The sequence below is a fragment of the Streptomyces sp. NTD91 genome, assembly GCF_059510455.1.
Genome location: NZ_JCAJZW010000030.1, coordinates 78546 through 101808 on the forward strand (window position 1 = coordinate 78546; position 23263 = coordinate 101808).

The 23263-nt window shown below is 71.3% G+C and carries 13 protein-coding genes and 1 pseudogene; 7 read left to right on the forward strand and 7 right to left on the reverse strand.

The genetic code is table 11. From position 1 onward, the window contains the following. The first annotated feature begins 1 nt into the window (after position 1). From AC5WRT_RS26860 to AC5WRT_RS26875, 4 genes are all read left to right on the forward strand, one after another. Positions 2 to 1378, forward strand: a complete 1377-nt coding sequence (locus AC5WRT_RS26860) for a cryptochrome/photolyase family protein (protein ID WP_496093723.1) — start codon at positions 2 to 4, stop codon at positions 1376 to 1378. 482 nt (positions 1379 to 1860) lie between these two features. After that, positions 1861 to 2220: an ArsR/SmtB family transcription factor gene (locus AC5WRT_RS26865; protein WP_496093722.1), complete on the forward strand. Its 360-nt coding sequence runs from the start codon at positions 1861 to 1863 to the stop codon at positions 2218 to 2220. Beyond that, positions 2213 to 4897: a magnesium-translocating P-type ATPase gene (gene mgtA / locus AC5WRT_RS26870; RefSeq protein ID WP_496093721.1), complete on the forward strand. Its 2685-nt coding sequence runs from the start codon at positions 2213 to 2215 to the stop codon at positions 4895 to 4897. Before AC5WRT_RS26865 ends, mgtA begins: the two co-directional genes overlap by 8 nt. A 2072-nt stretch (positions 4898 to 6969) precedes the next feature. Further along, on the forward strand, positions 6970 to 7242 hold the full coding sequence (locus AC5WRT_RS26875) for a hypothetical protein (protein ID WP_496093720.1): 273 nt from the start codon (positions 6970 to 6972) through the stop codon (positions 7240 to 7242). On the opposite strand, the gene AC5WRT_RS26880 is transcribed toward AC5WRT_RS26875, so the two are convergent. Continuing rightward, complete coding sequence (locus AC5WRT_RS26880; protein ID WP_496093719.1) at positions 7233 to 7388, reverse strand: DUF6131 family protein; 156 nt, start codon at positions 7386 to 7388, stop codon at positions 7233 to 7235. The two genes, AC5WRT_RS26875 and AC5WRT_RS26880, sit on opposite strands and share 10 nt — an antisense overlap. A gap of 1206 nt (positions 7389 to 8594) precedes the next feature. Between AC5WRT_RS26880 and AC5WRT_RS26885 the strand changes: the two genes are divergently transcribed. After that, positions 8595 to 11627, forward strand: a complete 3033-nt coding sequence (locus AC5WRT_RS26885; protein ID WP_496100669.1) for a SpoIIE family protein phosphatase — start codon at positions 8595 to 8597, stop codon at positions 11625 to 11627. Positions 11628 to 11667: 40 nt separating this feature from the next. On the opposite strand, the gene AC5WRT_RS26890 is transcribed toward AC5WRT_RS26885, so the two are convergent. Together AC5WRT_RS26890 and AC5WRT_RS26895 are read right to left on the reverse strand one after the other, a co-directional pair. Continuing rightward, entirely contained in the window at positions 11668 to 13254 is a 1587-nt protein-coding gene (locus AC5WRT_RS26890; RefSeq protein ID WP_496093717.1) for a Na+/H+ antiporter, read from the reverse strand. Positions 13255 to 13278: 24 nt separating this feature from the next. Continuing rightward, positions 13279 to 14112: an SDR family oxidoreductase gene (locus tag AC5WRT_RS26895; RefSeq protein WP_496093787.1), complete on the reverse strand. Its 834-nt coding sequence runs from the start codon at positions 14110 to 14112 to the stop codon at positions 13279 to 13281. 717 nt (positions 14113 to 14829) lie between these two features. Here AC5WRT_RS26895 and AC5WRT_RS26900 point away from each other — a divergent pair. Continuing rightward, positions 14830 to 15021 carry a hypothetical protein gene (locus AC5WRT_RS26900; RefSeq protein WP_496093716.1) on the forward strand — a complete coding sequence of 64 codons (192 nt, stop codon included), beginning with the start codon at positions 14830 to 14832 and terminating at the stop codon, positions 15019 to 15021. A gap of 228 nt (positions 15022 to 15249) precedes the next feature. Here the strand turns inward: AC5WRT_RS26900 and AC5WRT_RS26905 are convergent, their stop codons facing one another. Further along, positions 15250 to 16716: an extracellular catalytic domain type 1 short-chain-length polyhydroxyalkanoate depolymerase gene (locus AC5WRT_RS26905; RefSeq protein ID WP_496093715.1), complete on the reverse strand. Its 1467-nt coding sequence runs from the start codon at positions 16714 to 16716 to the stop codon at positions 15250 to 15252. 434 nt (positions 16717 to 17150) lie between these two features. Here AC5WRT_RS26905 and AC5WRT_RS26910 point away from each other — a divergent pair, with 434 nt between their 5' ends. After that, positions 17151 to 17978, forward strand: coding sequence for a 3-hydroxybutyrate dehydrogenase (locus AC5WRT_RS26910; RefSeq protein WP_496093714.1), 828 nt, complete (start codon positions 17151 to 17153; stop codon positions 17976 to 17978). A 654-nt stretch (positions 17979 to 18632) separates the two neighbouring features. On the opposite strand, the gene AC5WRT_RS26915 is transcribed toward AC5WRT_RS26910, so the two are convergent. The 3 genes and pseudogenes from AC5WRT_RS26915 to AC5WRT_RS26925 form a co-directional block, all read right to left on the reverse strand. Next, complete coding sequence (locus AC5WRT_RS26915) at positions 18633 to 21782, reverse strand: FAD-binding and (Fe-S)-binding domain-containing protein (protein WP_496093713.1); 3150 nt, start codon at positions 21780 to 21782, stop codon at positions 18633 to 18635. Between the two features lie 28 nt (positions 21783 to 21810). Continuing rightward, positions 21811 to 22950: an enolase C-terminal domain-like protein gene (locus tag AC5WRT_RS26920; protein WP_496093712.1), complete on the reverse strand. Its 1140-nt coding sequence runs from the start codon at positions 22948 to 22950 to the stop codon at positions 21811 to 21813. Next, positions 22947 to 23263: pseudogene (locus tag AC5WRT_RS26925) on the reverse strand (thiamine pyrophosphate-requiring protein); the annotation flags it as partial. The gene AC5WRT_RS26920 and the pseudogene AC5WRT_RS26925, both read right to left, overlap by 4 nt.

Genomic DNA, 23263 nt, shown 5'->3' on the forward strand with positions numbered 1-23263 from the left:
CATGCACGTCTCGGTCGTCCTGTTCACCGCCGACCTGCGCCTGCACGATCACCCACCGCTGCGCGCGGCCCTGGGGACGGCCGATGCCGTCGTCCCGTTGTTCGTGCGGGACCGCGCCATCGAGGCCGCGGGGTTCGCCGCGCCCAACCGTCGCGCGTTCCTCGACGACTGCCTGGCGGACCTGGACGCCTCGCTGCGCGAGCGGGGCGGCCGGCTGGTGGTGCGCTCCGGCGATCCGGTGGAGGAGGTGTTGCGGGTGGTGACCGGGTCGGACGCCGACGAGGTGCACATGTCGGCCGGGTACAGCGGTTTCGCCGCCCGCCGGGAGGAACGGCTGCGGTCCGCCCTGGAGGCGGCCGGCCGTCGGCTGTTCGTGCACGACGCCGTCACCGTGGCCGTGCCGCCGGGCACGGTGACCCCCGCCTCCTGCGACCACTTCGCCGTCTTCACCCCGTACTACCGGCACTGGACACAGGTACCGCTGCGGCCGGCCGCAGGCGCCCCACGCCGGGTGCCCGTCCCCGACGAGGTGGGTGGCGAGCGACCCCTGGTACACGGCGGGACCGGCTCTGCCTCCCCGGCCCTGCCGCCCGGCGGAGAGAGTCTGGCCCGCAAGCAGGTGGCCGCCTACTGGCGCGGCGGTCTGGACGCCTACGACAGCGCCCGCGACGTCCTGGCCGCAGACGCCACCTCCAGGCTCTCCGCCCACCTGCACTTCGGCACCCTGTCCCCGGTGGAGCTCGTGCACCGGGCCCGTCGGCACGGCGGGGCGGGCGCCGAGGCGTTCGTACGACAGCTCGCCTGGCGCGACTTCAACCGCCAACTCCTCGCCGCTCGGCCGGAGAGCGCCCACCGCGACTACCGCACCCGGCACGACCGCTGGCGCACCGAGCGCACCGCCGCCGCCGACATCGACGCCTGGCGCGAGGGCCGCACCGGTTACCCGGTCATCGACGCGGCGATGCGGCAGTTGCTCGCCCAGGGGTGGATGCACAACCGTGCCCGGCTCCTCACCGCCGGATTTCTGACCAAGACCCTCTATGTCGACTGGCGGATCGGCGCCGCCCACTTCCTGCACTGGCTGGTCGACGGCGACCTTGCCAACAACCAGCTCAACTGGCAGTGGATGGCCGGCACCGGAACCGACACCCGCCCCAACCGAGTCCTCAACCCCGTCACACAGGGCAAGAAGTACGACCCGGAAGGCGCCTACGTCCGGCGCTGGCTCCCCGAACTCGACGGTGTCGAGGGACGGTTGGTGCACGAGCCGTGGAAGCTCCCGGACCCGGAGCGGACCGTCCTCGACTACCCCGATCCGATCATCGGCCTCGCCGAGGGGCTGGACCGCTTCCGCCGGGCGCGCGGCACACAGCCGTGAGGCGACGACCTCCCCGGACCGCCCGGTGCGCTGCGGCATCCCGCCGTTCAGCATCCCGCCTTTCAGCGGCTCCGGGCGGGCGGGGTACGGCGCCGTCCGGAACCGCACGGGCCGCTGGGCGTCCGGACCGCCTCTCGGGGCCGCCCAGTACCTGCTGCCCGCCATCCTCGCCCGCCTGTGCCCGATGACTCTCGGGGCGTGCCCGTCAGGGGACTTGCCGAAGCGGACGCGGCAACCGCTGGGCAGCACACGGGAGCCCCGCCCGGGTGCAGGAGTCGAGTGGACGACGACGAGCACCGGCTCATCGGCCCTGTGAGCCGGCCGGGCGTCCTGCCGCACGGGACTGCCGGACGTGTCGTCGATCTCCCGTCGTCCGCCCGAAGGGCAGGCGGAAGTTTGACGCCAGGGCCTGGCGCCCGACGCCTACACTGGGCGGGCGAGTGTGCGTCGACCGCGAAGTACGGGTGGGAGGGCAGAGGACAGTGGCTGAGAATGTCGGCGGCTTCGAGGATCCGTCGGCCGACGTGCTGGCGGCTGCTGCCGGCGCCTTCGGGCTGCTCGCCTCGTCGGTCAGGCTCCACCTGATGTGGGCGCTGTCGCAGGGAGAGAGCGATGTGACGCACCTCGCCGACCGGGTGGGTGGCGCCCTGCCCGCAGTGAGCCAGCACCTGGCGAAGCTGAAGCTCGCCGGGCTCGTGCGCTCTCGCCGTGAGGGCCGACGGCAGGTCTACTACATCGACGACCCGGACGTCGTGACACTCGTGAGAGTGATGATCGGGCAGCTGACGGTACGTTCTCACCAGGGTGCGCCGGTACGACTCCTGCAGGGGACCAGTGGCTGAGACCACCGCGGCCTCGGAGCGGGAAGCCGACCCGCCTGCTCCGGTGGCCCTGTCGGCGGTTGGAGCGGGGCCCGAAGTCCTTGGGGCGCCGGAGCCGGGGTCCTCCGCGCCGACGCTGCTGCAGGTGCTGCGCCGGCTGGACAGCGGTCCGCGCGGCCTGACGGAGGCCGAGGCCGAGGCGCGCTCGGCCCGGTTCGGCGGCAACGCGGTTCCGGCTCGGGGCGCGGCTTCCTGGCCTCGGCTGTTCGTGCGCAGCCTGCGTGATCCCTTCACCTCGGTCCTGCTCTGCCTCGGGCTGGTCTCCGCCACCGTCCTCGCCTGGGGCACCGCCTCGGTGATCCTCCTCCTCGTCGTGGTCAGCTGCGTGCTGCGCGCGACCGGCGAGCACCGGGCCGACCGGTCCACGGCCGCACTGCGGCAGTTGGTCGCCACCACGGTGACCGTCGTGCGGCGCGCCGACGAGCACGCACCGTCCGTCGCCCGCGAGATCGCGGTGGACGACCTCGTCGTCGGCGACGTGATCCGCCTCGGGCCGGGCGACGTCGTGCCCGCGGACGTGCGTCTGCTGCGCGCGAGCGGCCTGACGGTGCACCAGTCCGCGCTGACGGGAGAGTCGGCCCCCGTCGCGAAGCACACCGACGAGACGCCTCCGGGTACGGGTACCGCCGGCGGACTGTTCGAACAGCCGCAGTGGTGTTTCCAGGGCAGCAGCATCGCCTCGGGCAGCGCCACGGCGGTTGTGACCGCGACGGGAGCACAGACCCGGCTCGCTGCCGCGCACGGCCGTACGGCGGGCCGACCGCGACCTGAGCCGAGCGCCTTCGACCGCTCCGTGCGCGGCGTTTCCTGGATCCTGATCCGCTTCATGCTGCTGACGCCTCCGCTCGTGCTGATGGCCAACGCGGCACTGCGCGACCGAGGTCTGGAGACCCTGCCGTTCGCGGTCGCGGTGGCGGTGGGCCTCACCCCGGAAATGCTCCCGGTCCTCGTCACCACCTGTCTGGCCCGCGGAGCCTCCCTGCTGGCCCGCACCCACGGCGTGATCGTCAGGCGGCTGCCCGCTCTGTACGACATCGGTGCCGCCGATGTGCTGTGCCTGGACAAGACCGGCACGCTCACCCAGGACCAGCCGGTTGTGGAGGGCAGCCTCGGCGCGGACGGCCGGGACGACCCCGAGGTCCTGCGTTGGGCCGCCGCCAATGCCTGGTGGACCCTGCAACTCGCCGACCTGCCCGTGCCCGACGCCCTGGACGAGGCCGTCCTGAATGCGGTCGCCGAAAGGGACCTCCACGCCTACGACGGCATCGACGCGATCCCCTTCGACCCGGCCCGCCGTCTCGCCACCGCGGTCGTCCGCTCAGCCGGCCGCCTCGGCATGCACACCCTGGTCGTCAAGGGAGACCCCGAAGCCGTCCTGGCACGCTGCACCCTCTCGGACGAGGAACGCGCGCGCCTGCGCGACCTCGCCGCCCGGCAGGCCGACGACGGGATGCGCGTCCTCGCCGTCGCCACCGCCGAACGCCCGGCCCGTACCGGCGACTACACACAGGCCGACGAACGTGGCCTCGTCTTCCGCGGCCTGATCACCCTGCGGGATGCGCTCGCGCCCACCGCCGCCGAGGCGCTGAAGGCCCTCACCGGCCAGGGAGTGGCCGTCAAGGTGCTTACCGGCGACCACCCCGGTACCGTTGCCAGGGCCTGCCGCGACCTCGGCATCCCGGTCCTCGAGGACGCCGTCCTGACCGCGGACGCCATCGACGCCCTGACCGACGTCGAACTGGCCGCCCTCGCCGCCCGTACCACCGTCTTCGCCCGCTGCACCCCCGGCCACAAGGCCCGCGTCACCCTGGCACTGCGCAGCGCCGGGCACACCGTCGGCTTCCTCGGCGACGGCGTCAACGACCTGCCCGCCCTGCGCTCCGCGGACGTCGGCATCACGCCGCAGGGCGCCGCCGACGTGGCCCGCGAGAACGCGGACGTGGTGCTCGCGGAGAAGGACCTCACCGCGATCACCCATGCCATCGCCGCGGGCCGGCATGCGGGCGGCAACATCGCCACCTACCTGAGGGTCACGCTGTCCTCCAACCTCGGCAACGTGATCGCGATGCTCTCCGCCGGCCTGCTCCTGCCCTTCCTGCCGATGCTGCCCGCCCAGGTCCTCGCGCAGAACCTGTGCTTCGACGCGGCCCAGCTCAGCTTCGCCCGTGACCGTCCGCACCCGTCGGCGCTGCGTCGGCCGACCCTGCTGCGCTCCCGTGAACTCCTGTGCTTCATCACGGGCTTCGGGGTGCTCAACGCCCTGGCCGATCTCGCCACCTTCGCCGTGCTCGGCCTCAGCCTGCACGGCCTTGACACGCGCGACGACCAAGGGATGTTCCACTCCGGCTGGTTCACCGAGAACCTGCTCACCCAGGCCCTGGTGATGGTGTTGCTGCGGGCAGGCCGCCGCGGCGCGCAGAGGCGTAGGCCCGGCCCGGTCGAACGGGCCGCGATCGCCCTGTCCCTCATCGCCCTGGCGCTGCCGCGTTCGCCTCTTGGCCCGCTGGTCGGCCTCACCGCACTGCCGACTGCCTATTACCTCCTGCTCGTCCCGGTCCTGGCCCTGTACGCCGTCGCTCTCGCAGTGGCCGGGAAGCGCCATGAGCGTCCCGACGGCGCCGGGACCACGGAGCCGTGAGAAGCGGGCGGCGCGCCCGGTCGACGAGAGCATGGGTCCGACAGTTGTTGTGGGACCGGCGGGTGGCCGGTGCGTTTCCTCGGCCCGGTGTCGTCTCACGTGGGTCTCGGCTCTTCTGCTGCACAAGGGTGCCGGCCGATGGAGCACGCCTGCGGGGGGACATGTCCGAACCGGAGGCAGGGCCCGACACGGCCGTCGGTGTCGCCGCCATGCACCGCGCCGCCTTCGACGGCGTCAAGAGTGACCGGGATTTCACCGACCGCCACCGGGAGGAACTGCCCGACGATCGCAACCTGGCGATCGAGGCCGAAGCCCGGTGTCTGCACCATCGGGCATACCGACTGCGCGTGCGGTGGCGGGCTTGCCACACCAAGGACGACCTCTGGCGCCCGGGTACAGCGCCGGTGCGGCCACCATGCTCGCCCTCGCCCGCGGCGCCGCCTTGGGCGGTCAGGCTGGTCGTACCTGGACCGGCCTCACCGGAACTGGACGAAGGCGGCAAGGGCCGTCCGCACATCCTGACTTGCCGACTTGCGCAATAATCGCGCTCAGCGGGGGTGGGCAGGCCTCCTCGCTCGGGAGAGGAAGGGCGTCCATGCCGCGCGATGACATTCGGCGATTACGCGATGCGAACCTGCGGTTGGGAGTCGCCCTGGCCGAGGTCGAAGGACTTTATACGGCGTTGTTGAGGGCCGGTTCCTCCGACCGGCGTCGGGAACTGCAGGCGGAACTGGCCCGTGCCGCCGGCCGTCTCGCGACTGTGGCGGCGACGCCGGCGGAGGCTGCGCCCCCACACCTCGCCGGCCGGCGATCGCGCCGAAGACGGCGCCGGGCTCTGGCGGAACGCGGCGCCGCGTGGATCATCGCGAGGTACGGACGGAACGACCACTGAGGTCGGCCGGGCGCAGGGGGGTGCAGAGGGCAGTCCCACCCTCCTGCGCTCCGGCCCGTACGGCGCGGACGCCGTCCCCGTCCGCAGCGACTCGCCCGTCAGGCGCCCTTCCGCGCTGAAGGCACTCGACGACACTCCGGCTCGCCCCCCGAGGGCGAACCGGTCACCAACCCCTCTCAGGCGCGGTGCCGTCACGGATGTCCGGCAGAGGCTCCAGCCCCGTCCCCCCGACGCCTGGCATGATGTGTCGTCACTTTCCGCACAGGCGTACGACGGCGCGTCGCGGTCGACGAGCGTTCGACGTCCGGCGGAGCGGTATGTGGTGCAGTGCGCAGCGGAACATGATGCAGTGATTGCGCAACTGGTGAACTGTCAAACTCACTGCTTCTGACAGCACCCGTCTGGCGGGTTCGCAGGCCGTGCGGCCGAGGACGGCAGCGCGGTTCGAGGGGGGCGGGTGCAGGCGGGGGAATTACCGGAGACAGAACTCCCTTCGATGTCCGAGCGCGCGCTCGAACACGGGTTGCGGTCCCGTCAGGTCACCGCGCCGCTCCATCGCCGCGGGCGGACGCAGGACCGTGACAGCTGCGCAGGCGAGCACTCCGGGCACACGACGCCATCGCCGCTGCTGCGGCGTGTGATCAGCGGGGGTTCTGCGAGAGCCGCGCCCACCTGTTCGCCGGGACCGAAGGCCGCAGCGGGAGCGTGGGGGGGCGTCGGCGGTCGTCGGTGGCGATGCGCGCCGCCGCCCCGGTCTAATGAGGGATCCGACGGAGGCGGCACATGCTCGACACCCGTCGCCCGACGGAGGCGATCGTCACGGCCGTCGTCCTGGAACCGGGTCCGGGCCTCCGGTGACCATCAGCCGGACCCCTTCCGCCGTACGCGGCCGTCCTCCTCGACGAGCGGCACACGCCCATGCCGCGAGGGCGGTGGGGGAGATCTGCCTGGGCGCGCCGGGTCCTGTCCGCGGGTGCGTCGGCCGGCCGGACTGACCTGCCAGGCCGCGGAGGGTCAGCCTCGGCCGGTGGTCGCCGTGGGAGGTCGTCCATCTGCGCCTGCGAGCGCTCGACGTGCTGCCGCTCGCCCTGGGACCGCTACGGAATCCCAGCGGATCTCCGCCGATGGCCGTCTACCTGCCTCCCTTCGACGCCCGGACCGGCCCCCGCACACCGGCGCCATGGGCGTGATCGGCCTGCCGACGCTGCCGCGCGTCGAAACCGGCACGGCGACCGGCTACGAAGCCGTGCCGTGTCCCCGGCAAGATCGCCGACGGCCGGGTCACGGTCACGTCCGCGCCACCCCGGAGGAAGCCCGCGATCAGGCCGGCGCCGTCGCGGACCGGGCGCGCGAGTCCGCCTCGCACATCATCGACCGGAGCCGGCAACAGCGCGTGCTCGTGCCACCGGTCTCCGCGCCGACAGCCGCCTTTCCGAGCAGCCCTCACCAGTAGTGCCGACGGCCGGCGACCGCGTGGCCGACCGAGCCCAAGATCCACAGCACGATACCGATCACGGCGAGGATGATGCCGATGGTCCACAGGATGGACATGCCGGTGACGAAACCAACGACGAGCAAGATGATGCCGAGGACGATCACGGCTGCCTCCCGCTGCAGGTAGTACTACCTTCACTGTGCGCCTTGAGCGGCGATTTGTCCCACTGTGGCGTACCGCGCGCAGGCATTCGCCGCGGGAGAGGGACCCGCTGGGGCGGACGCCCGGGAGTCACGGCCTCATCCCGGACTCCTTCCGGGTCACAGCACTGCATGCCGACGGCCGGCACCTTGGCGGCGAGGACGTTCGCGGTCTCGACGACCGGAGGCTCGGCGAAGTGCCCGGGACAGGTCGCCAACCGTGCGCGGCCTGCCTCCAGGTGAGCCTGGCGAGCGGCTTCGTCGGGGCGGGCGTCGCCGACGGCGCGGGTGGCCGGGCCCGGACGGAGGGCCGTCCACACGACGGTGCCGGGCTCCGCCCCGACCCGCGCCAGGGTGGACTTCAACTCTGCTTCACCGGTGGCCTGGTGGCCGGGCCTCGCCCCATTGCGTGCGAAGAAGCCGATGCCGACCGTGGCCACCACCTCTGTGGTGTGGTGAGGCGCGCCCGTTCGGCACGGGTCCGGATGTGTGTGCGGCAGGGCTTGGACGGTGCTGAGGCGCCGCCATGGCCGCGGCGGCGATCCGCGTCAGGCGTTCGGGTCCGTCGACGGCCCTGGCCGGCCCGAGCGTGCCGATGACGGTGGTCGGCAATCCGCTTGCGGTCTCCTGCGGCTCGCGGCCGGAGTCGGTGGTCGCATTCCGCACATCGGCCCGTCACCGCCTCACATCCTCGGATCCGTGCCGGACAACCCCGTTCGAGGCCGACCCGACCAAGCTCGACCACGATCCTCGCCGCTCTGCGCAGGGGCGGCGGCGCCGCAATCTGACCATGCGGCAGTCGGCACATGGCCTGCTTCCGGGCACCCGTGCCCCGGCGTGCCTCGCCGAGCGGACGGAGCGCAGGCCTGCGGCGAGTTGAGGGCGTGTCAGTCCACGGCCGTCATCCGGCACTCGAAAGAGAAACCGGTCAGCGGCCGATCTGCGGCCGATCTGCGGCCGATCTGCGGCCGATCTGCGGCCGATCTGTGGCCACAGAGAGTGAGCTGACGCCACACATGGTTCACCCATTGCCAAAATCTGCCGAGGTAGATTAAATCGTCTAAATTTCATTCGGATTAGGGTGGATTCAACAGATGCAGATCCCTGCGGTCCCATCCGATCACACCAGCCCAGCGAGTAGCCGAGGAGCGGAGGCGACAGTCGGCCGTGGTGAATACCAAAGGCAGCGATGCGCGCGACATCGGCTCGTCCGTGCCCCGCGCTCCCCGTCCGACGCACCAGCAGCAGGGACTGCGGACCATACAGACCGCGCGGTCCCTGGAGCGGCACCGCATACGGATGCGGCTGCTCGACGCCGTGCACGAGGACCGGCGCGATGTCGAGGTGCTGCTGACCGCGCTCCAGCAGGCGGTTGCCGAGGTGAACGGCCTGGGTGGCATGGTGCATCTCCCGGGCGGCGGCATGAGCGGCGTCCTGTACCTGGTCGCCGACAGCGGCCTGCCGGAGTCGATGACCCGGCCCTGGCTGATCATCCCGGTCCGAGGCACTGCGCCGCCCGGCAGGGCCGCCCGCAACGACACCGTCGCCTGGCAGCCCGATCTGGCCCCGCCCGACCCGGTGCCCGGCCGGGATCCCGCCGCCCTGTGGCCCTCCGGGCTCCCCACGGGCATCGGTCACGTGGCCGTCCCCATTCCGGGCCGTGGCCGGCGGCGCGGCGCGCTCTCCGTCCTCTTCGCCCCAGGCGCCGAGCCCGGCGCGGCCGAGCACGCGTTCCTGAACGAGGTGGCGGCGTGGATGTCCGGAAGGCTCGGGTCGTCCGGACTCCTCACCCCCTCCCCCACTCTGCTGCGCGCCATGGAGAACGGGCCGGAGTCGCAGGACGCCTCCTCGTGGGACGTGGAAGGGGTGCCCTCCATCACATACACCTGGGACCTGCGCACCGGCGAGCTGACCGCCGACGGACCGGTCCAGGAGGTGCTGGCCGGCGTCGATCCGGAAGTGATGCACGGCGGTATCGAGGCGTGGGCAGCGCTGATCCACCCGGACGACCTACCAGGGGCGGTAGCCGGCTTCGACACGGGCATCCAGCTGCGCGGCGGCTTCCAGGACGAGTACCGGATCCGGCGCCAGGACGGCACATACCTGTGGATCGAGGCCCGTGCCCGGACGGTCACGGACGAAGAGGGGACGCCGGTGAAGGTGATCGGCACCCTCCGGGACAGCAGCGAGACTCACGCCGCCGCCGAGTCGGTGGGGCGGGCACTGCGGCACATGAGCGACGGCTTCGTCTCTCTGGACTCGGACTTGCGTATCGGATTTCTCAATCAGGCCGCCGAGCGGCTCCTGGGCGCCGCGGACGATGTCGCCGGAGCCCTGCTCTGGAACGCTCCGGCGCTACGAGCCGTGCCGGGGCTGGAGCAACGGTGCCGGGCCACGGTGGCCGAGGGCCGGCCGACCGGCTTCGACGTACCGGGTCCGGACGGCGCGTCCTGGTACCACCTGCGGCTGGTGCCGGTGCCGGAAGGCCTCACGCTCTACATCACCGACATCACCGAGCGGCATCTGCGTGAGGCCGAGCGGGCGTCCGCGGAGCGGGTGGCCGAGGAGCGGGCGGCCCTGGTGCAGCGCGTCACGCGGGAGCTCGCCGAGGCTGTCACGCCTCAGGATGTGATGGCGGCGGTGGCCGACGGCGTGATGACACCCCTAGGGGCCACCGGACTCATCATGCTCGGAGTGACCGGCGCCCGGCTGACCGTGGTCGGCTCCCGGGGATGTACCGAGCGCTTCACCCGGCTGCTGGACGGGCGCTGGGGGGTGCTGGAGACCGCGAATCCGGTGGGAGACGCCCTGCGCACCCGCACCCCTCTCTTCGTCTCCTCCCCGCAGGAGCTCCTGCGGGGTTACCCGGAGACCGGGACCCTGCTCCGGGAGAGCGACAAGCAGGCGTGGGCCTTTCTGCCGCTGGCGGTGTCGGGGCGCGAGATCGGCGCGGTGGTGATCTCCTTCGGCCGGCCACGGGTACTGGACGATGCCGAACGCACGCTGCTCACCGCGCTCAGCGGCCTGATCGCCCAGGCCCTGGAACGGGCCGGGCTCTACGACGAGGCGACGACCCGGGCCCGGACCCTCCAGCGCAGTCTGCTGCCGCAAGAACTGCCCGGGCTCCCCGAGATCACGACCGCGGCGCGCTACCAGCCGGCCAAACAGGGGGCCGACGTCGGCGGCGACTGGTACGACGTCATCCCGCTCTCAGCGGCCCGGGTGGCACTGGTGATCGGCGACGTCATGGGCCACGGCATGGCCGAGGCCGCCACCATGGGCGGGCTCCGCACGGCCGTCCGCACCCTCTCGGAGCTGGAGCTGCCGCCCGACGAGATCCTCGGCCACCTCAACGACATCGTCGGCGATCTGGGCACCGATGCCTTCGCGACCTGCCTGTACGGCGTCTACGACCCGGTAACCGGGCTCCTGTCGTACGCCAGCGCCGGACAGCCGCCACCGGCGGTCGCCCACCCCGACGGCACCGTCACCTTCCTGCCCATGGCCCCGGACCCGCCCCTGGGGGTGGCCTCCCCGCCCTTCGAAACCCTCGAGGCGCTACTGCCCGCCGGCAGCCTGCTCGCCCTCTACAGCGACGGCCTGGTCGAGAGCAAGGACAGGGACGTCACCACGGGCATGAGCCACCTCGCCCGACTGCTCTCGCAGTCCGTGACCGCGATGCCGACCTCACCGGCGGACGCGTCCGACATGGACGCTCTGTGCGCCGCCCTCACCTCCGCCCTCCTTCCCGCCCATGGGGCACTGAGCGATGACGCCGCCCTGCTGCTGGCCCGCGCCCATCCGCTGGACGCGGAGAACGTCGCCGAGTGGCCGTTGCCCGAGGACCCGGTGGCGGCGGGGCAGGCCCGTGATCTGGTCCGCGCCCAGCTCAACGACTGGAAGCTGGCCGATGAGGATCTGATCATGACCACCGAGCTCCTGGTCAGCGAGCTGGTCGGCAACGTCGTCCGGCACGCCTGCGGCCCCATCCGGCTTCGCATGCTCCGCAGTCGCGCACTGATCTGCGAGGTCTCGGACGCCAGCCTGACCACGCCGCACATCCGTCACACCTCCGCCACCGACGAGGGCGGCCGCGGCCTGCAGCTCATCTCCGCACTCTGCGAACGCTGGGGGACCCGCCACACCCGCACCGGCAAGTCCATCTGGACCGAACAGCCCATCCCGCGTGCCGGAACGGGTTGACCACTCGTGCCGGACCGTGTGGACCCCTGTGGGCCGGCAGTCAGTCGCGAGGGCGGAGGCTGGCCTCTTCGAGGTCGAGTTCGTGCTGGATCCGGCGCCGGGTGGCGTTGCTGATCCTGTTCGCTTCGTAGAGGTGCTGGAGCTCGGCAGCCTCGATGGCAATGAGTGTCCGGCGAATCTCGCGATAGGCGTCGGCAGGGCGGGCGTCGGGGTCGCTGTAGTGGGCGTCTTCCACCTGACGGATGCGTGCTTCCAGATGTCGACGGGCCTGTTTCAGGGCGGCCTGCGCCGCGGCGCCGAGATCGGCGAGCTCGTCCGGATCGCCCACTTGCTCGAGCTCCTCCAGAGCGGCACGGGCAATGTGCCGGCGGGTCCGCGCCTCCTCGCGAGCGGTGTGCTCCGGTTCCAGAGCGATGCCGGAGCGGCGGACGACAGGGGCCAGAGTGAAGCCCTGGAAGACCAGCGTGAGCGCGACTGTCCCGGTGGTGAGCATGAGAATGAGTGCCCGGTGCGGCAGCGGCGCCCCTGTGTGCGTGACCAGGGGGATGGAGAGCGCGGCCGCCAGCGGCATGACGCCTCGGGTGCCCGCCCAGGACAGTACGGCCGGAACGCGCCAGGAGAGGCGGTTGTCGCCCATCCTGTGCCGGCCGTGGATCAGGGCGGACAGCGGGAAGATCCACAGCAGCCGGATCGCCAGCAGGGTGAAGGCGATCACCGGCACCCACAGCGGCCAGCCGTGCTCGTCGCGCGCGAGATGGCGGACGGCCGTGGGGAGTTCGAGGCCGATCAGGGCGAAGACGACGCTCTCCAGCAGGAAGGTCACGGTGTCGTAGACGGCGTGGACCTGGAGGCGGACGGAGGCATTGCTGACCTTGTGGCCGGTGCTGCCGAGGACCACCCCGGACACGATGACGGCGGTCACGCCGGAGGTGTGCGACTGCTCCGCCACGACGTATGAGGCGTACGGAGTGACCAACGCGATGACGGTCTCCAGCATCGGGTCGTCGGTCCGTCTGCGGACCAGGGTCACCAGCGCGGCGATCGCCGCACCCAGGAGGGCTCCTCCACCTGCGAGAATCAGGAACTGCAGGGCGGTCCCGGGCACGCTGATGGCACTGCCGGTAACCGCGGTCGCCACGGCTACCTTGTACAGGACGAGCGACGTGGCGTCGTTGAACAGACTTTCCGCCTGCACCAGAGCCTGCACGCGCGGTGGCAGAGACAGACGTCGGCCGAGCGCGGTGACGGCCACGGGGTCGGTGCTGGCCAGGACGGAGCCGAGGATGAGGGCGGTCGCGGCGGTGAGCGGAGTGATCGCGGCGGCCACGTACCCGACGCCGATGGCCGAGGCGAGGACCAGACCGAAGACCAGTCCGCTCACGGGTCTCCACACGGCGCGCAGGTCGCGGACGGAGATTTCCCCGGCCGCGGCGTGGAGCAGTGCCGGCAGCACCAGCACGTTGATCACCTGAGGGGGCAGGCGCACCTCGGGAACCCAGGGCATCAGCCCCACGACCAGACCGGCGATCACGAGGAGCGACGGGGCCGGCAGGCTCCATCGCCGGGCGCCGGTCGCTACCGCTGTGGCCAGGACCACGAGCAGCAGGACAACGATCAGGCCGGTCATGGAACGTCCCCGGTGGGTCGACGGTCAGTGTTCCTGGGCCGTGGGGCGGACCATCATCTCGTTGACTGCGACATGCGCGGGCTGAGTGATCATGAAGGTGATGGCACGGGCGATGTCTTCGGCTTCCAGCCAGGCGTTCTGCGGCATGCCACGGGCGGCGGCGGCCCCGGGGCCGGTCGCCATCTCCGTCGCCGTCAAACCCGGTTCGATCAGCCCCACCCGGATGCCCCTCCCGGTCACCTCCTGACGCAGGGCCTCGCTGAACGCGCCCACCGCGTGCTTGGTCGCCGAATAGACCCCGTTGTTCCGGCGCGCCACCCGGCCCCCGACCGAGCTGACGTTCACAAGATCCGCAACCCCACGCGGGCCGTCCGCCGCCGCGCGCAGCAGGTGGGGCAACGCCGCCTGCGACAGGTGCAGGACGGCGTTGAAGTTGAGATCGACCATCCGCTCCCACTCTGCGGGGTCTCCCTCCCCGATGCTGCCCATGGCCACGTGACCGGCGTTGTTCACGAGCACGTCCAAGCGCGCGAAGCGATCCACGGCGTCCTCGACGGCCCGACGTGCCTGTGCCGCGTCGGCGAGGTCAGCGGTGAGAACGCTGCACGAGCCACCGCGCTCACGGATCACCGCGGCCAGGTCCTCCAGACGCCCCGTACGGCGGGCGACCACTGCCACGGCGGCGCCCTGCTCCGCCAGCGACAAGGCAGTGGCCGCACCGATGCCGCTGGAGGCCCCCGTCACGAGCACCGCACATCCCGCCAACGGCGCGTCGCCCTCGGTGACACCTGCGCCTGCCGCCGCAACGCCCTGCTCCGCCGTTTCCGCATTCCCGGAGTCGGTATCCCTCACGCTCATGATCACCCTCCCAGGTCGTCCCGCCCGGGGCAGGCCCACCGGCGAGGTGCCGCCCGCTCTTCGAAGCTTGCACCACGGAGTCCAAGACCGCCTCCGCGCAGTGCTCCCACGGGTACCCTCGGCCGGCTCGAACGGATCCTCCGCCACGCGCCCGTCTCTAGGGCGTGTTTCGAAAGTCCCGTCTGGTCCGCGACGCCTGGCACGGCACCTCGCCGCGTTGCCGGGATCGTCCACGTACGCCCGGTACGAGGACGACCCTCCGCCTTGCGATGCACCGCACCGGACGCCGCGGACCCCGCCCTCCGGGCGGACGACGCCACTTTCGAAACACACCCTAGGCACTCAGGCTCGGGGCGCGCGGCGCCCTGGCCGTGCCGAATCCAGCGTGCCCGGCGGCCCGACCACCACCGAAGGCGCGCCCGTCGTCGGCCCTGCCGGCCGACAGGATCGGTCCCCTCACGTCGGCGTCTTCGAGTCGGCGGATCCGACCACGCCGAGACATCGGGGAGCCAGACCCGCGACAGTCCCGGCAGCCGACAGGCCGGCTGTTGCCTCCTGGCCGTCGCGCCGCAGGCGGCCGCGGTCGTCTGGCCCGTCCGGCGCTCCGCACCACTCCGGGCCGCCGCGACGATCTTCTCGTCGGTCTCGGCCCCGGAGCGCGGCCCGGCCCGGAGCAGCCGGGTCCGCCGCGCGTCGGGGCCCGCTACCGTCCAGGACATGACCATCACGCCGGAGCAGGAGCGCTTCGAGGCCAAGCGGGCCCACTCCCACACAGTGGAGATCGACTCCTGTCACGTCTCCCGCATCGCCCGCCCCGACGCCGTCGCCGATCTCATCCTCAAGGCGGCGAAGGCGGCCGGCTCCATCCCGCAGCCGGGGACCAGCGGGAGCGACGGTCGCATCAAGTAGACGCTCAGTGCTGTGTGCCGACAGCCCTCGGCCGAATCCAACTGCCCGGCCGGCGCAGCGAACCCACGTTGCACGCCTCCGGCTCCATCGCGTCGCGGACGCGAGAACCCCGCCCGGCTCCTTCGACGCGGATGGATCGAGATGGCCACCGCGGACCGAGGCACGCAGCGCCGCGGCCGTGCCCGCGCCGGGTTCGTCGCTCCGGCGCGGCCCTGTGTCCCTGCCCGTTCAGCAGTCGGAGTCGGCGATGACGAAGTATCCCGGGGAGGTCTCCTTCAGCGTGTGGGTGACGGCGACGTTGTACAGGCCCATGTTCTGGTCGGAGCCGTTGGCGTAGGTGTAGCCGCCGCTCTGGTGGGCGCGTCCGGCCTGCACCTGGTTGTAGTTGTTGTCGGTGTAGCACTGGGGCGCGGAGCCTGCCGTCGTCGCCGTGACCGACGCGGACGACGCGCCGACGGTGCCGGAGGAGTCGACCGCGGCGACGGTGTAACTGTAGGAGGTTCCGGCGGACAGGCCGCTGTCGGTGTACGTGGTACCCGTCGCGGAGCCGACCTTCGTTCCGTCGCGGTAGACGTTGTACGAGGTGGCCCCGCTGACGGAGTTCCAGGACAGTGAGGCGCCGGTGTCGGTGGTGCCGGTCACCGTGAGGCCGGACGGGGCGGGCAGCGAACCGGTCCCGCCCTGGCTGCCGCTGCCGTCGAGGCCCCAGAACTTCGCGGTGTAGTAGCTGGAGCAGATGTAGTTGAGATAGTAGGTGCCGGTGCTGCCGCACTGGTTCGCGCCGGAACCGGGATTCACGGCAAGGCCGTGCGCCATGCCCGAGACCGAGAACAGGGCGACGGCGGGCTTGCCGGTGCTGTCGTTGTAGATGCTCTCGGTGGTACCGCCGGTCAGGCTCTGGGTGCTTGAGGCCGTCTGGCCGATGCCCCAGACGTCGGTCCACTGATCGCGCAGTTCGGTGCCGTTGACCGGGGCCACGGTCGTGTCTGAGGCGCCCTGCCAGATCGCGACCCGCGGCCACGGGCCCGCGTACCCGGGATCGGAGTTGCGGACCTTGTCACCCCACTGCGTCGGTGTGAGGTTCTGGTTGCTGTACTGGCAACCGGAGGCGGCGGCCTGGGTGGTGGCGCACTGCGCGGGGAGACCGGAGTCGACGGAGCCGCCGGCGAACACGTCCGGGTAGTCGGCGAGGAGGTCCGCGGTCATGCCGCCACCGGCGGACAGCCCGGTGACGAAGATACGGCTGCGGTCCGAGCCGTACTGCGACACGGCGGTGTCCACCATCTGCACGATGGAGGCCGCCTCGCCCTTGCCCCGGGTGTCCTTGGTCGCGTCGAACCAACTGAAGCAGGACAGGCTGTTGTTGGATGAGCTGGTCTGCGGATAGACGACGGCGAAGCCCCACTGGTCCGCGAATTTCTGCCAGCCGGAGTGGGTGTGGTAGTCGCTCGCCGACTGGGTGCACCCGTGCAGTGCCACGACCAGCGGTGCGTCGGCGGGGAGGTTGGTCGGCGCGTATTCGTACATCGCCAGGTTGCCCGGATTCGAGCCGAAGTTGGTGACCTGCTGGAGGGTTCCTGCGGCAGCGGCGGCCGGGGCGAGGGGGGTGACGGCGGTCAGGCCCGTGGTGAACGCGCCCAGTGCGGCTGCCAGTGCGGTGCGCCGGAGGAATCTGCGCCAGGTGGCGTGAAGCATAGGTGCGGCTCCGATGTGTGTGGGGAGACAGCAGAGGCGGGGCGCGGCGCGGCGTCCGGCCGTCCTGCCTCGCCGGCCTGTCCCGTGCCGGTCCCTTCAGCCGGCCGCGACGCGGAGCCGCGCCCGGCCCGTTGGCATGCCGGCTTGCTGGAAGCGGACGGTACGACCGTCCCGCTCGTCGGCGACATGTGAGAGGCAGCCAGGAATGCGGCGGCCGACGTGGCTCGCGCAACCATGGTGTCGTCGGTGCCGCTGTGACATGGGTCGGGCGCCCGGGCCGGCGCACCCGCCTGTCGGGCGCTTCCGGCAGGCAGAGGCTCACGGGAGCGGCTGCCGACTCTCCGGACATGGTGATGAGACCCATTTGGTGTTCACGAAATGTGTAGGCGACCCACGTGTCTCACGCCGGTGGTTCCTACCTACCGTGTTCGGCCATGGACAGCACCAAGAGCTCCCCCGAGGGCTCGCCCCAGCATCCCGGGCCCGGTCACGCCACCGCGTCCGACCTGGCCCGGACCCGATTCCTCAACGGGCGCAAAGCCCTGGTCACCGGTGCGGCCAGTGGGATAGGCCGGGCCTGCGCCGAGGGCTTCGCCGCGGCCGGTGCCGAGGTCTACGTGGTCGACCGGGCCGCCGAGGGCGCCAAGGAGGTGGCCGAGGCGATCGGCGGCATCGCCGTCGTGGCCGACCTCTCCGAGGTCGACGCCGTGGACGCGTTGCCGGACGACGCCGACATCGTGGTCAACAACGCCGGCCTGCAGCACGTCGCACCCGTGCACGAGTTTCCTCCGGAACGTTTCACACTGATCCAGCGGGTCATGGTCGAGGCACCGTTCCGGATCCTGCGCCGCACGCTGCCTCACATGTACGCGCAAGGGTGGGGCAGGGTCGTCAACATCTCCTCGGTGCACGGCCTGAGGGCCAGCGCCTACAAATCTGCGTACGTCGCGGCGAAGCACGCACTGGAGGGGCTGAGCAAGGTGGTCGCCCTGGAGGGCGCCGCGCATGGTGTGACCAGCAACTGCATCAACCCCGGCTACGTCCGCACACCGTTGGTGGAGGAGCAGATCGCCAACCAGGCGCTCGCCCACGGCATCCCGGTGGCGGACGTGATGGACCAGGTGTTCCTGGAACGCACCGCGATCAAGCGTCTGATCGAGCCGGCCGAGGTCGCGGACGCGGCCCTGTGGCTGTGCACCGGGCACAGCAGTTACATCACCGGCAGCTCGATCCCCCTGGACGGCGGCTGGACGGCCCACTGACCGGTCGACCACCCGTCCGTGGGATCGGCGCCCTGTCGGCGCCGCCGGCCTTCTCGGCCCGCCCGTCCGAGGGGGTGTCCTGCGGCTCGTCCGGCTGCTGCCCGGCCGCGGCACGCCGCCACCGCACCTGGGCTTCCCGACCAGCTCCTGGAGGCTCGGCTGCTTGGCAGGCCAGGCACCCTGAGGGACACCCCCGCCGGGGAAGGGCGAAACACAGTTCGTCTCCGTGACGGGGCGCCGGTCGGGGGTACTCGGAGCACGGAACCTGCTGTTTCCGCTGGTCGGAGCGGCAGAACGGCGTTCCGGAGGAAGGCGATCCCAGTGAACATCGTAGGCGGAGGGAATCTTTGCACAGCGGCCGGAGTGGAAGAACTCTTCCCGTGGTTCGCCATCATGTTCGGGATCCTGGTTGTGGCCCTGGTGGTCATGTTGCTGAAGACCAGGCACCGTTGACCTGACAGGCCGGGAGGAGCCGTTGCCCTGGTACTCCCGGGCGCGCGCTCCGGCCGTGGTCGGTCACGTCGTCCCGGGCCAGGGCAACGGAGGTGGCGGCGAGGCTCGGGCACGGTCCCGCGAGGTGTGTCCGGGCCGGGCCTCCCTGCCCCCTGTGCGGTGGCCGTCGTACCTCTCCCGCCTCATCGCCGTACGCTCGCCTCATCGCCGTACGCTGCGGGCAACCGCCGCGGTCGCCGCTGCCCCGAAGGCGGTCGCGGCGGCGGCCGTGAGGATCCGCTTGCGCAGAGGAGGCTTGGGCAGGGACGCGGCGCTCCGCTCCGGGAATCGGGTCACCGCCTGCCTGCCCTTGTCGCGGGCAAGCTTCATCACCTCGGCGACGTGCAGGGCCCGCCGTCCGGTGCCGGCGTCCTCGATCTGGGTCTTGCAGGAGAAGCCGTCCGCCACCACCAGACAGTCCTGGGCGGCATCGCGCACAGCGGGCAGGAGGGCCTGTTCGCCGCAGTCCATGGAGATCTCGTACTTGCCGGACTCGAATCCCCAGGAGCCGGCGAGACCGCAGCAGCCGCCCTGGAGGTTCTGCACCTCAAGGCCCATCTTCTCCAGCAGCTCCTGCTCGGGGCTCATGCCGCCGGTGGCGCGGTGGTGGCAGTGGCCCCACAACAGGGCCGTGCCGTCGAGCCGGGGCGGGTCGATGTCGAAGGTCCGGAAGAACTCGGGGAAGTGGTAGGCGTTCCTGGTCAGCCGTGCGGCGTCGTCGTCGTGCGGGAGCAGTTTGGGTAGTTCGTCCTTGAAGACGGCCAGGCAGCTGGGTTCCATGCCGACGATGGGTGTGTCGGCCCGCAGGTGCGGGCGCAGGATGCCGAGGACGCGGTGGAGATAGCGTTCGGCGGCGTCCAGGAAGCCGTAGTCGTACAGCGGCCGGCCGCAGCAGATGTGCTGCTCCGGCATGATCACCTGCCAGCCCGCGGCCTCGATCGCCTCCACGCAGGCCACCCCCACGTCGGTGTGGAAGTGGTTGTTGAAGGTGTCCGGGAACAGCACGACCGGGCGGCCGTTGGGGTTGGCGGTGCCGCCGCGGCGGGCGAACCACTCCTGAAGGCTCATGGGTGCGAAGCGGGGCAGCGGGCGGCGCCGGTCGATGCCCGCCACGAGCTTGGCGACGCGCGCGAGTCCGGGTGTGTGGGTGACGAGATTGGCGACCTCGGGAATGCGGGAGGCGATCCTGGCCGCCTGGTCGATGAAGCCGAAGGCGTAGGCGTAGCGGGGGCGCCGACGCTTCGGTGACTTGAAATGGTGGTAGAGGAACTCGGCCTTGTAGGTGGGCATGTCGACGTTGACCGGGCAGTCGTTGGTACAGCCCTTGCAGGCCAGGCACAGGTCGAGGGCGTCGTACACCTCCTTGGACTGCCAGCCGTCGGTGATCACGTCCCCCCTGAGCATCTCGTAGAGCAGGCGGGCACGGCCGCGGGTGGTGTGCTTCTCCTCGCGGGTGACCTGGTAGCTGGGGCACATGGTCGTTTCGGCCTGCGGGACACGGCACTTGCCGATGCCGACGCAGCGCAGGGTGGCGTGGGCGAAGTCGCCGCCGTCCTGTTCGTAGGCGAACTTCAGCGGGTGGCGCGGCGGGTTGTAGTCGGTGCCGAGTTTGAGGTTCTCGTCCAGACGGTAGGCATCGACCACTTTGCCCGGGTTCATCTTCCACTGCGGGTCCCAGATGGCCTTGAACTCCCGCATGGCCTGGAGGAGTTCGGGTCCGAACTGCTTCTCCAGCAGTTCGGCGCGCTGCTGTCCGTCGCCGTGTTCCCCGGAGACCGAGCCGCCCATGGACACGCACAGGTCGGCGGCGTCCTCCATGAACGCCCGGTAGGTGGCGATCCCGTCGGCGGTGCGCAGGTCGAAGCTGAGGCGGCAGTGGATGCAGCCCTGGCCGAAATGGCCGTACATGGCACCGCTGATGCCGTGCCGTTCCATCACCTTGCGCAGGCCGCGGACGTACTCGCCGATCCGGTCCGGGGGTACCGCGGAGTCCTCCCAGCCGGGCCAGTGGTCCTTGCCGTCGGGCGGGAAGGCGGTCGAGCCGAGGCCGCTCTCCCGGATCGCCCAGAGGTGTTCGCTGGTGCCGCGCTCCTGCTTGCTCTTGGCGATCCGGATCCGGTCCCGGTCGTATCCCTTGACGCCGGTGAGCCAGTCCGCGAAGGCGTGCGCCGTGGCGACGGACTCCTCGGCCGTGTCCGCGCCGAACTGGACGACGAGCCAGGCCCCGCCGCCCGGATGCGGCAGCTCCTGGATGTCCTCCACGTTCATGTGCTGCAGCTGCTGGTCGCGGATGAGTTCGTCGTCCAGCGCCTCCAGACCGATGGGCCTGAAGCGCTCGACGATCTCCGCGCAGTGCTCCGCGGCGTCGGCGAGGTCCTGGTACTCCACGACGACGGTCGTGCGTTGCAACAGGGCGGGGGTGAGCATGAGAACCGCCTGCAGAGCGGTGGCGCAGGTGCTCTCGGTGCCGACCAGGGCGCGTGCGACGTTGAAGCCGCGTTCGGGCAGGAGTTCGTCCAGGTTGTAGCCGGAGACCCGGCGCGGCACCTGCTCGGCCGGCCGGAAGCCGGCCCTGATGGCATCGGCGTACTTGTCGCGCAGGTCCCGCAGGGCGGCGTAGATCTCGCCCTTGCGGCCGCCCTCGGCGATGATCGCGTCGAGGTTCTTCTCCTCGTCGACGCCGACCCAGAAGCGGGCGCCGTCGTAGGTGACGATCTCCAGAGCGTGCACGTTGTCGCTGGTGCGCGGGCCCGGCCCGTACAGCTGCGACTGCACCGAGTGGATGCCGCAGGAGTTGTTGCCGATGTTGCCGCCGATCAGGCACCGGGAGTGGGTGGAGGGGTCGGGACCGAAGACAAGGTCGTACTCGCCCGTGTGGCGGTTCAGTTCTTCGTTGATCACGCCCGGTTCGCAGGTGACCAGACGGCGGCCGGCGTCCATCTTCCCGATCCGGGTGAGGTACTTGGAGTGGTCGATCACCACCGCCTCGTTCACGGTCTCACCGGACAGACTCGTCCCACCGCCCCGGTTGAGGATGGGGGCACCGAACTCGTGACAGACCCTGTGCACGGCGACGACGTCGTCGAGGGTGCGCGGGACGACGACGCCGATGGGCACCTGGCGGAAATTGGACGCGTCCTGGGCGTACAGCGCCAACGAGGCGCGGTCGAAGCGCACCTCACCCCGGACGGCCCTGCGCAGCGCCCGCTCCAGCCCGCCGACGTCGAGCGTCTCGCGGGCCCGTGGTGCTCCGGGGATCTGCGGGTGGGTCTTGGCCGGGATCTCGCGTGTCCGGCGGTTCGGCTTCGCCATCGGTCTCAACTCTCCTTCGCGGGCCTGGTCAGGCGGTCCGTGGTCCGTACACGCGGTATCGCTCGACGTCTGCCCACTTGACCTCCAGGCCGAGGCCCGGCCGGCCGGTGTCGGGGCGCAGAGCGCCACCGTCGGGCGACAGCGTGCCGTCGAACAGCAGCCGCTCGAGCCGCACATGGTCGTGGAAGTACTCCAGGTGCCGCAGCCGGCGCACGGCGCAGAACGCATGGGCCGAGACCGCCGGCGCGCAGTGGGCGGACAGGTCCAGATGGTGGGCCGACGCCAGACCGGCCACCTCCAGTACGCCGGTGATGCCTCCGCATCGGGTGACGTCGGCCTGGAGGCAGTCCACGGCGGGGCCCTCGACGAGATTGACGAAGTCCCGGGTGGTGTACGCGTACTCGCCCGCCGTGATCTCCAGCCGCTCGGGACCCCGCTCGCGCAGCAGGCGCAGGCCCTCGAGGTCGGCGGAGCTGACGGGCTCCTCGAACCACCGCACGTCCCAGTCGTCATGGAACCGACGTGCCCAGTACAGCGCCTGCTTGCGGCCCAGGGCGCCGTTGGCGTCGGTGAAGATCTCCGGCTCGTCGCCGATCGCCTTGCGAACGGCCGCAAGGCGCTGCGGGTCCCGTTCGGGATCCCGGGAGGTCTTGAGCTTGACGCGCGGAATGCCCTGCTCCACCCATCCGGCGAGCTGGTCGGTGAGGCGCTCGAGCGGGTAGTTCGTGAATCCGCCGCTGCCGTAGACCGGGACATGGTCGTGCCAGGCGGGGAGCAGGTGGATCAGCGGCAGTTCGAGCAGCCGCGCCTTGAGGTCCCACAGCGCCACGTCCACCGCGGAGACGGCCATGGCGCCGACGCCGGGCCGGCCGGCGTTGCGGATCTGGCGCCCCATCAGGTGTGTGAGGGCGGGCGGCGAGGTGATCGGCAGGCCCTTCACGGTGCTCGCGAGTTTGGACTCGACGAACGAGGCTGCCGACACGTCTCCGTAGGTGTATCCGAAGCCGGTGCGGCCGCCGGCGTGGACCTGGACCAGGACCATGGTGGTGGAGTCCCACTCCAGGGTGCCGTCCTGCTCGTTTCCATCGGGTCCGTCGGTGGGCACCTCGAAGGCGTGCACGTCGACGGCGTCGATCGTGCACGCGTCCAGGTTCGTCGCCGTGGTCATGAGTGCCGTCCGGGAAGGTGCTCGGCCACTTCGGTGAGCTTCTGCCGCATGCCCTTGGCCGCGATGCCGGCCCGCTCCGGGTCCCGTACGGCGGCCTTGGCGGCCTTCTTGCCCTGCGCCAGCATGATGTGCGGCGGGATCGGCGCGATCTCCTGGTCCACCTTGAACTCCAGGACGACCGGCCGCTCGGAGGCGAGCGCCTCGTCCCACGCCTTGCCGACCTTCTTCGGCTTGTCGCAGAAAATGCCCTTCAGGCCCAGCATGTCGGCGTACTTCGCGTAGGGGACGTCGGGGACGTACTGCGAGCCCGGGA

Excerpts from the sequence above, each read along its gene's own strand:
- AC5WRT_RS26875 (WP_496093720.1), top strand. The coding sequence starts at position 6,970 with ATGGGCGTGATCGGCCTGCCGACGCTGCCGCGCGTCGAAACCGGCACG.
- AC5WRT_RS26895 (WP_496093787.1), bottom strand. The coding sequence starts at position 14,112 with ATGAGCGTGAGGGATACCGACTCCGGGAATGCGGAAACGGCGGAGCAG.
- AC5WRT_RS26900 (WP_496093716.1), top strand. The coding sequence starts at position 14,830 with ATGACCATCACGCCGGAGCAGGAGCGCTTCGAGGCCAAGCGGGCCCAC.
- AC5WRT_RS26915 (WP_496093713.1), bottom strand. The coding sequence starts at position 21,782 with ATGGCGAAGCCGAACCGCCGGACACGCGAGATCCCGGCCAAGACCCAC.
- AC5WRT_RS26905 (WP_496093715.1), bottom strand. The coding sequence starts at position 16,716 with ATGCTTCACGCCACCTGGCGCAGATTCCTCCGGCGCACCGCACTGGCA.
- AC5WRT_RS26890 (WP_496093717.1), bottom strand. The coding sequence starts at position 13,254 with ATGACCGGCCTGATCGTTGTCCTGCTGCTCGTGGTCCTGGCCACAGCG.
- AC5WRT_RS26920 (WP_496093712.1), bottom strand. The coding sequence starts at position 22,950 with ATGACCACGGCGACGAACCTGGACGCGTGCACGATCGACGCCGTCGAC.
- AC5WRT_RS26860 (WP_496093723.1), top strand. The coding sequence starts at position 2 with ATGCACGTCTCGGTCGTCCTGTTCACCGCCGACCTGCGCCTGCACGAT.
- AC5WRT_RS26910 (WP_496093714.1), top strand. The coding sequence starts at position 17,151 with ATGGACAGCACCAAGAGCTCCCCCGAGGGCTCGCCCCAGCATCCCGGG.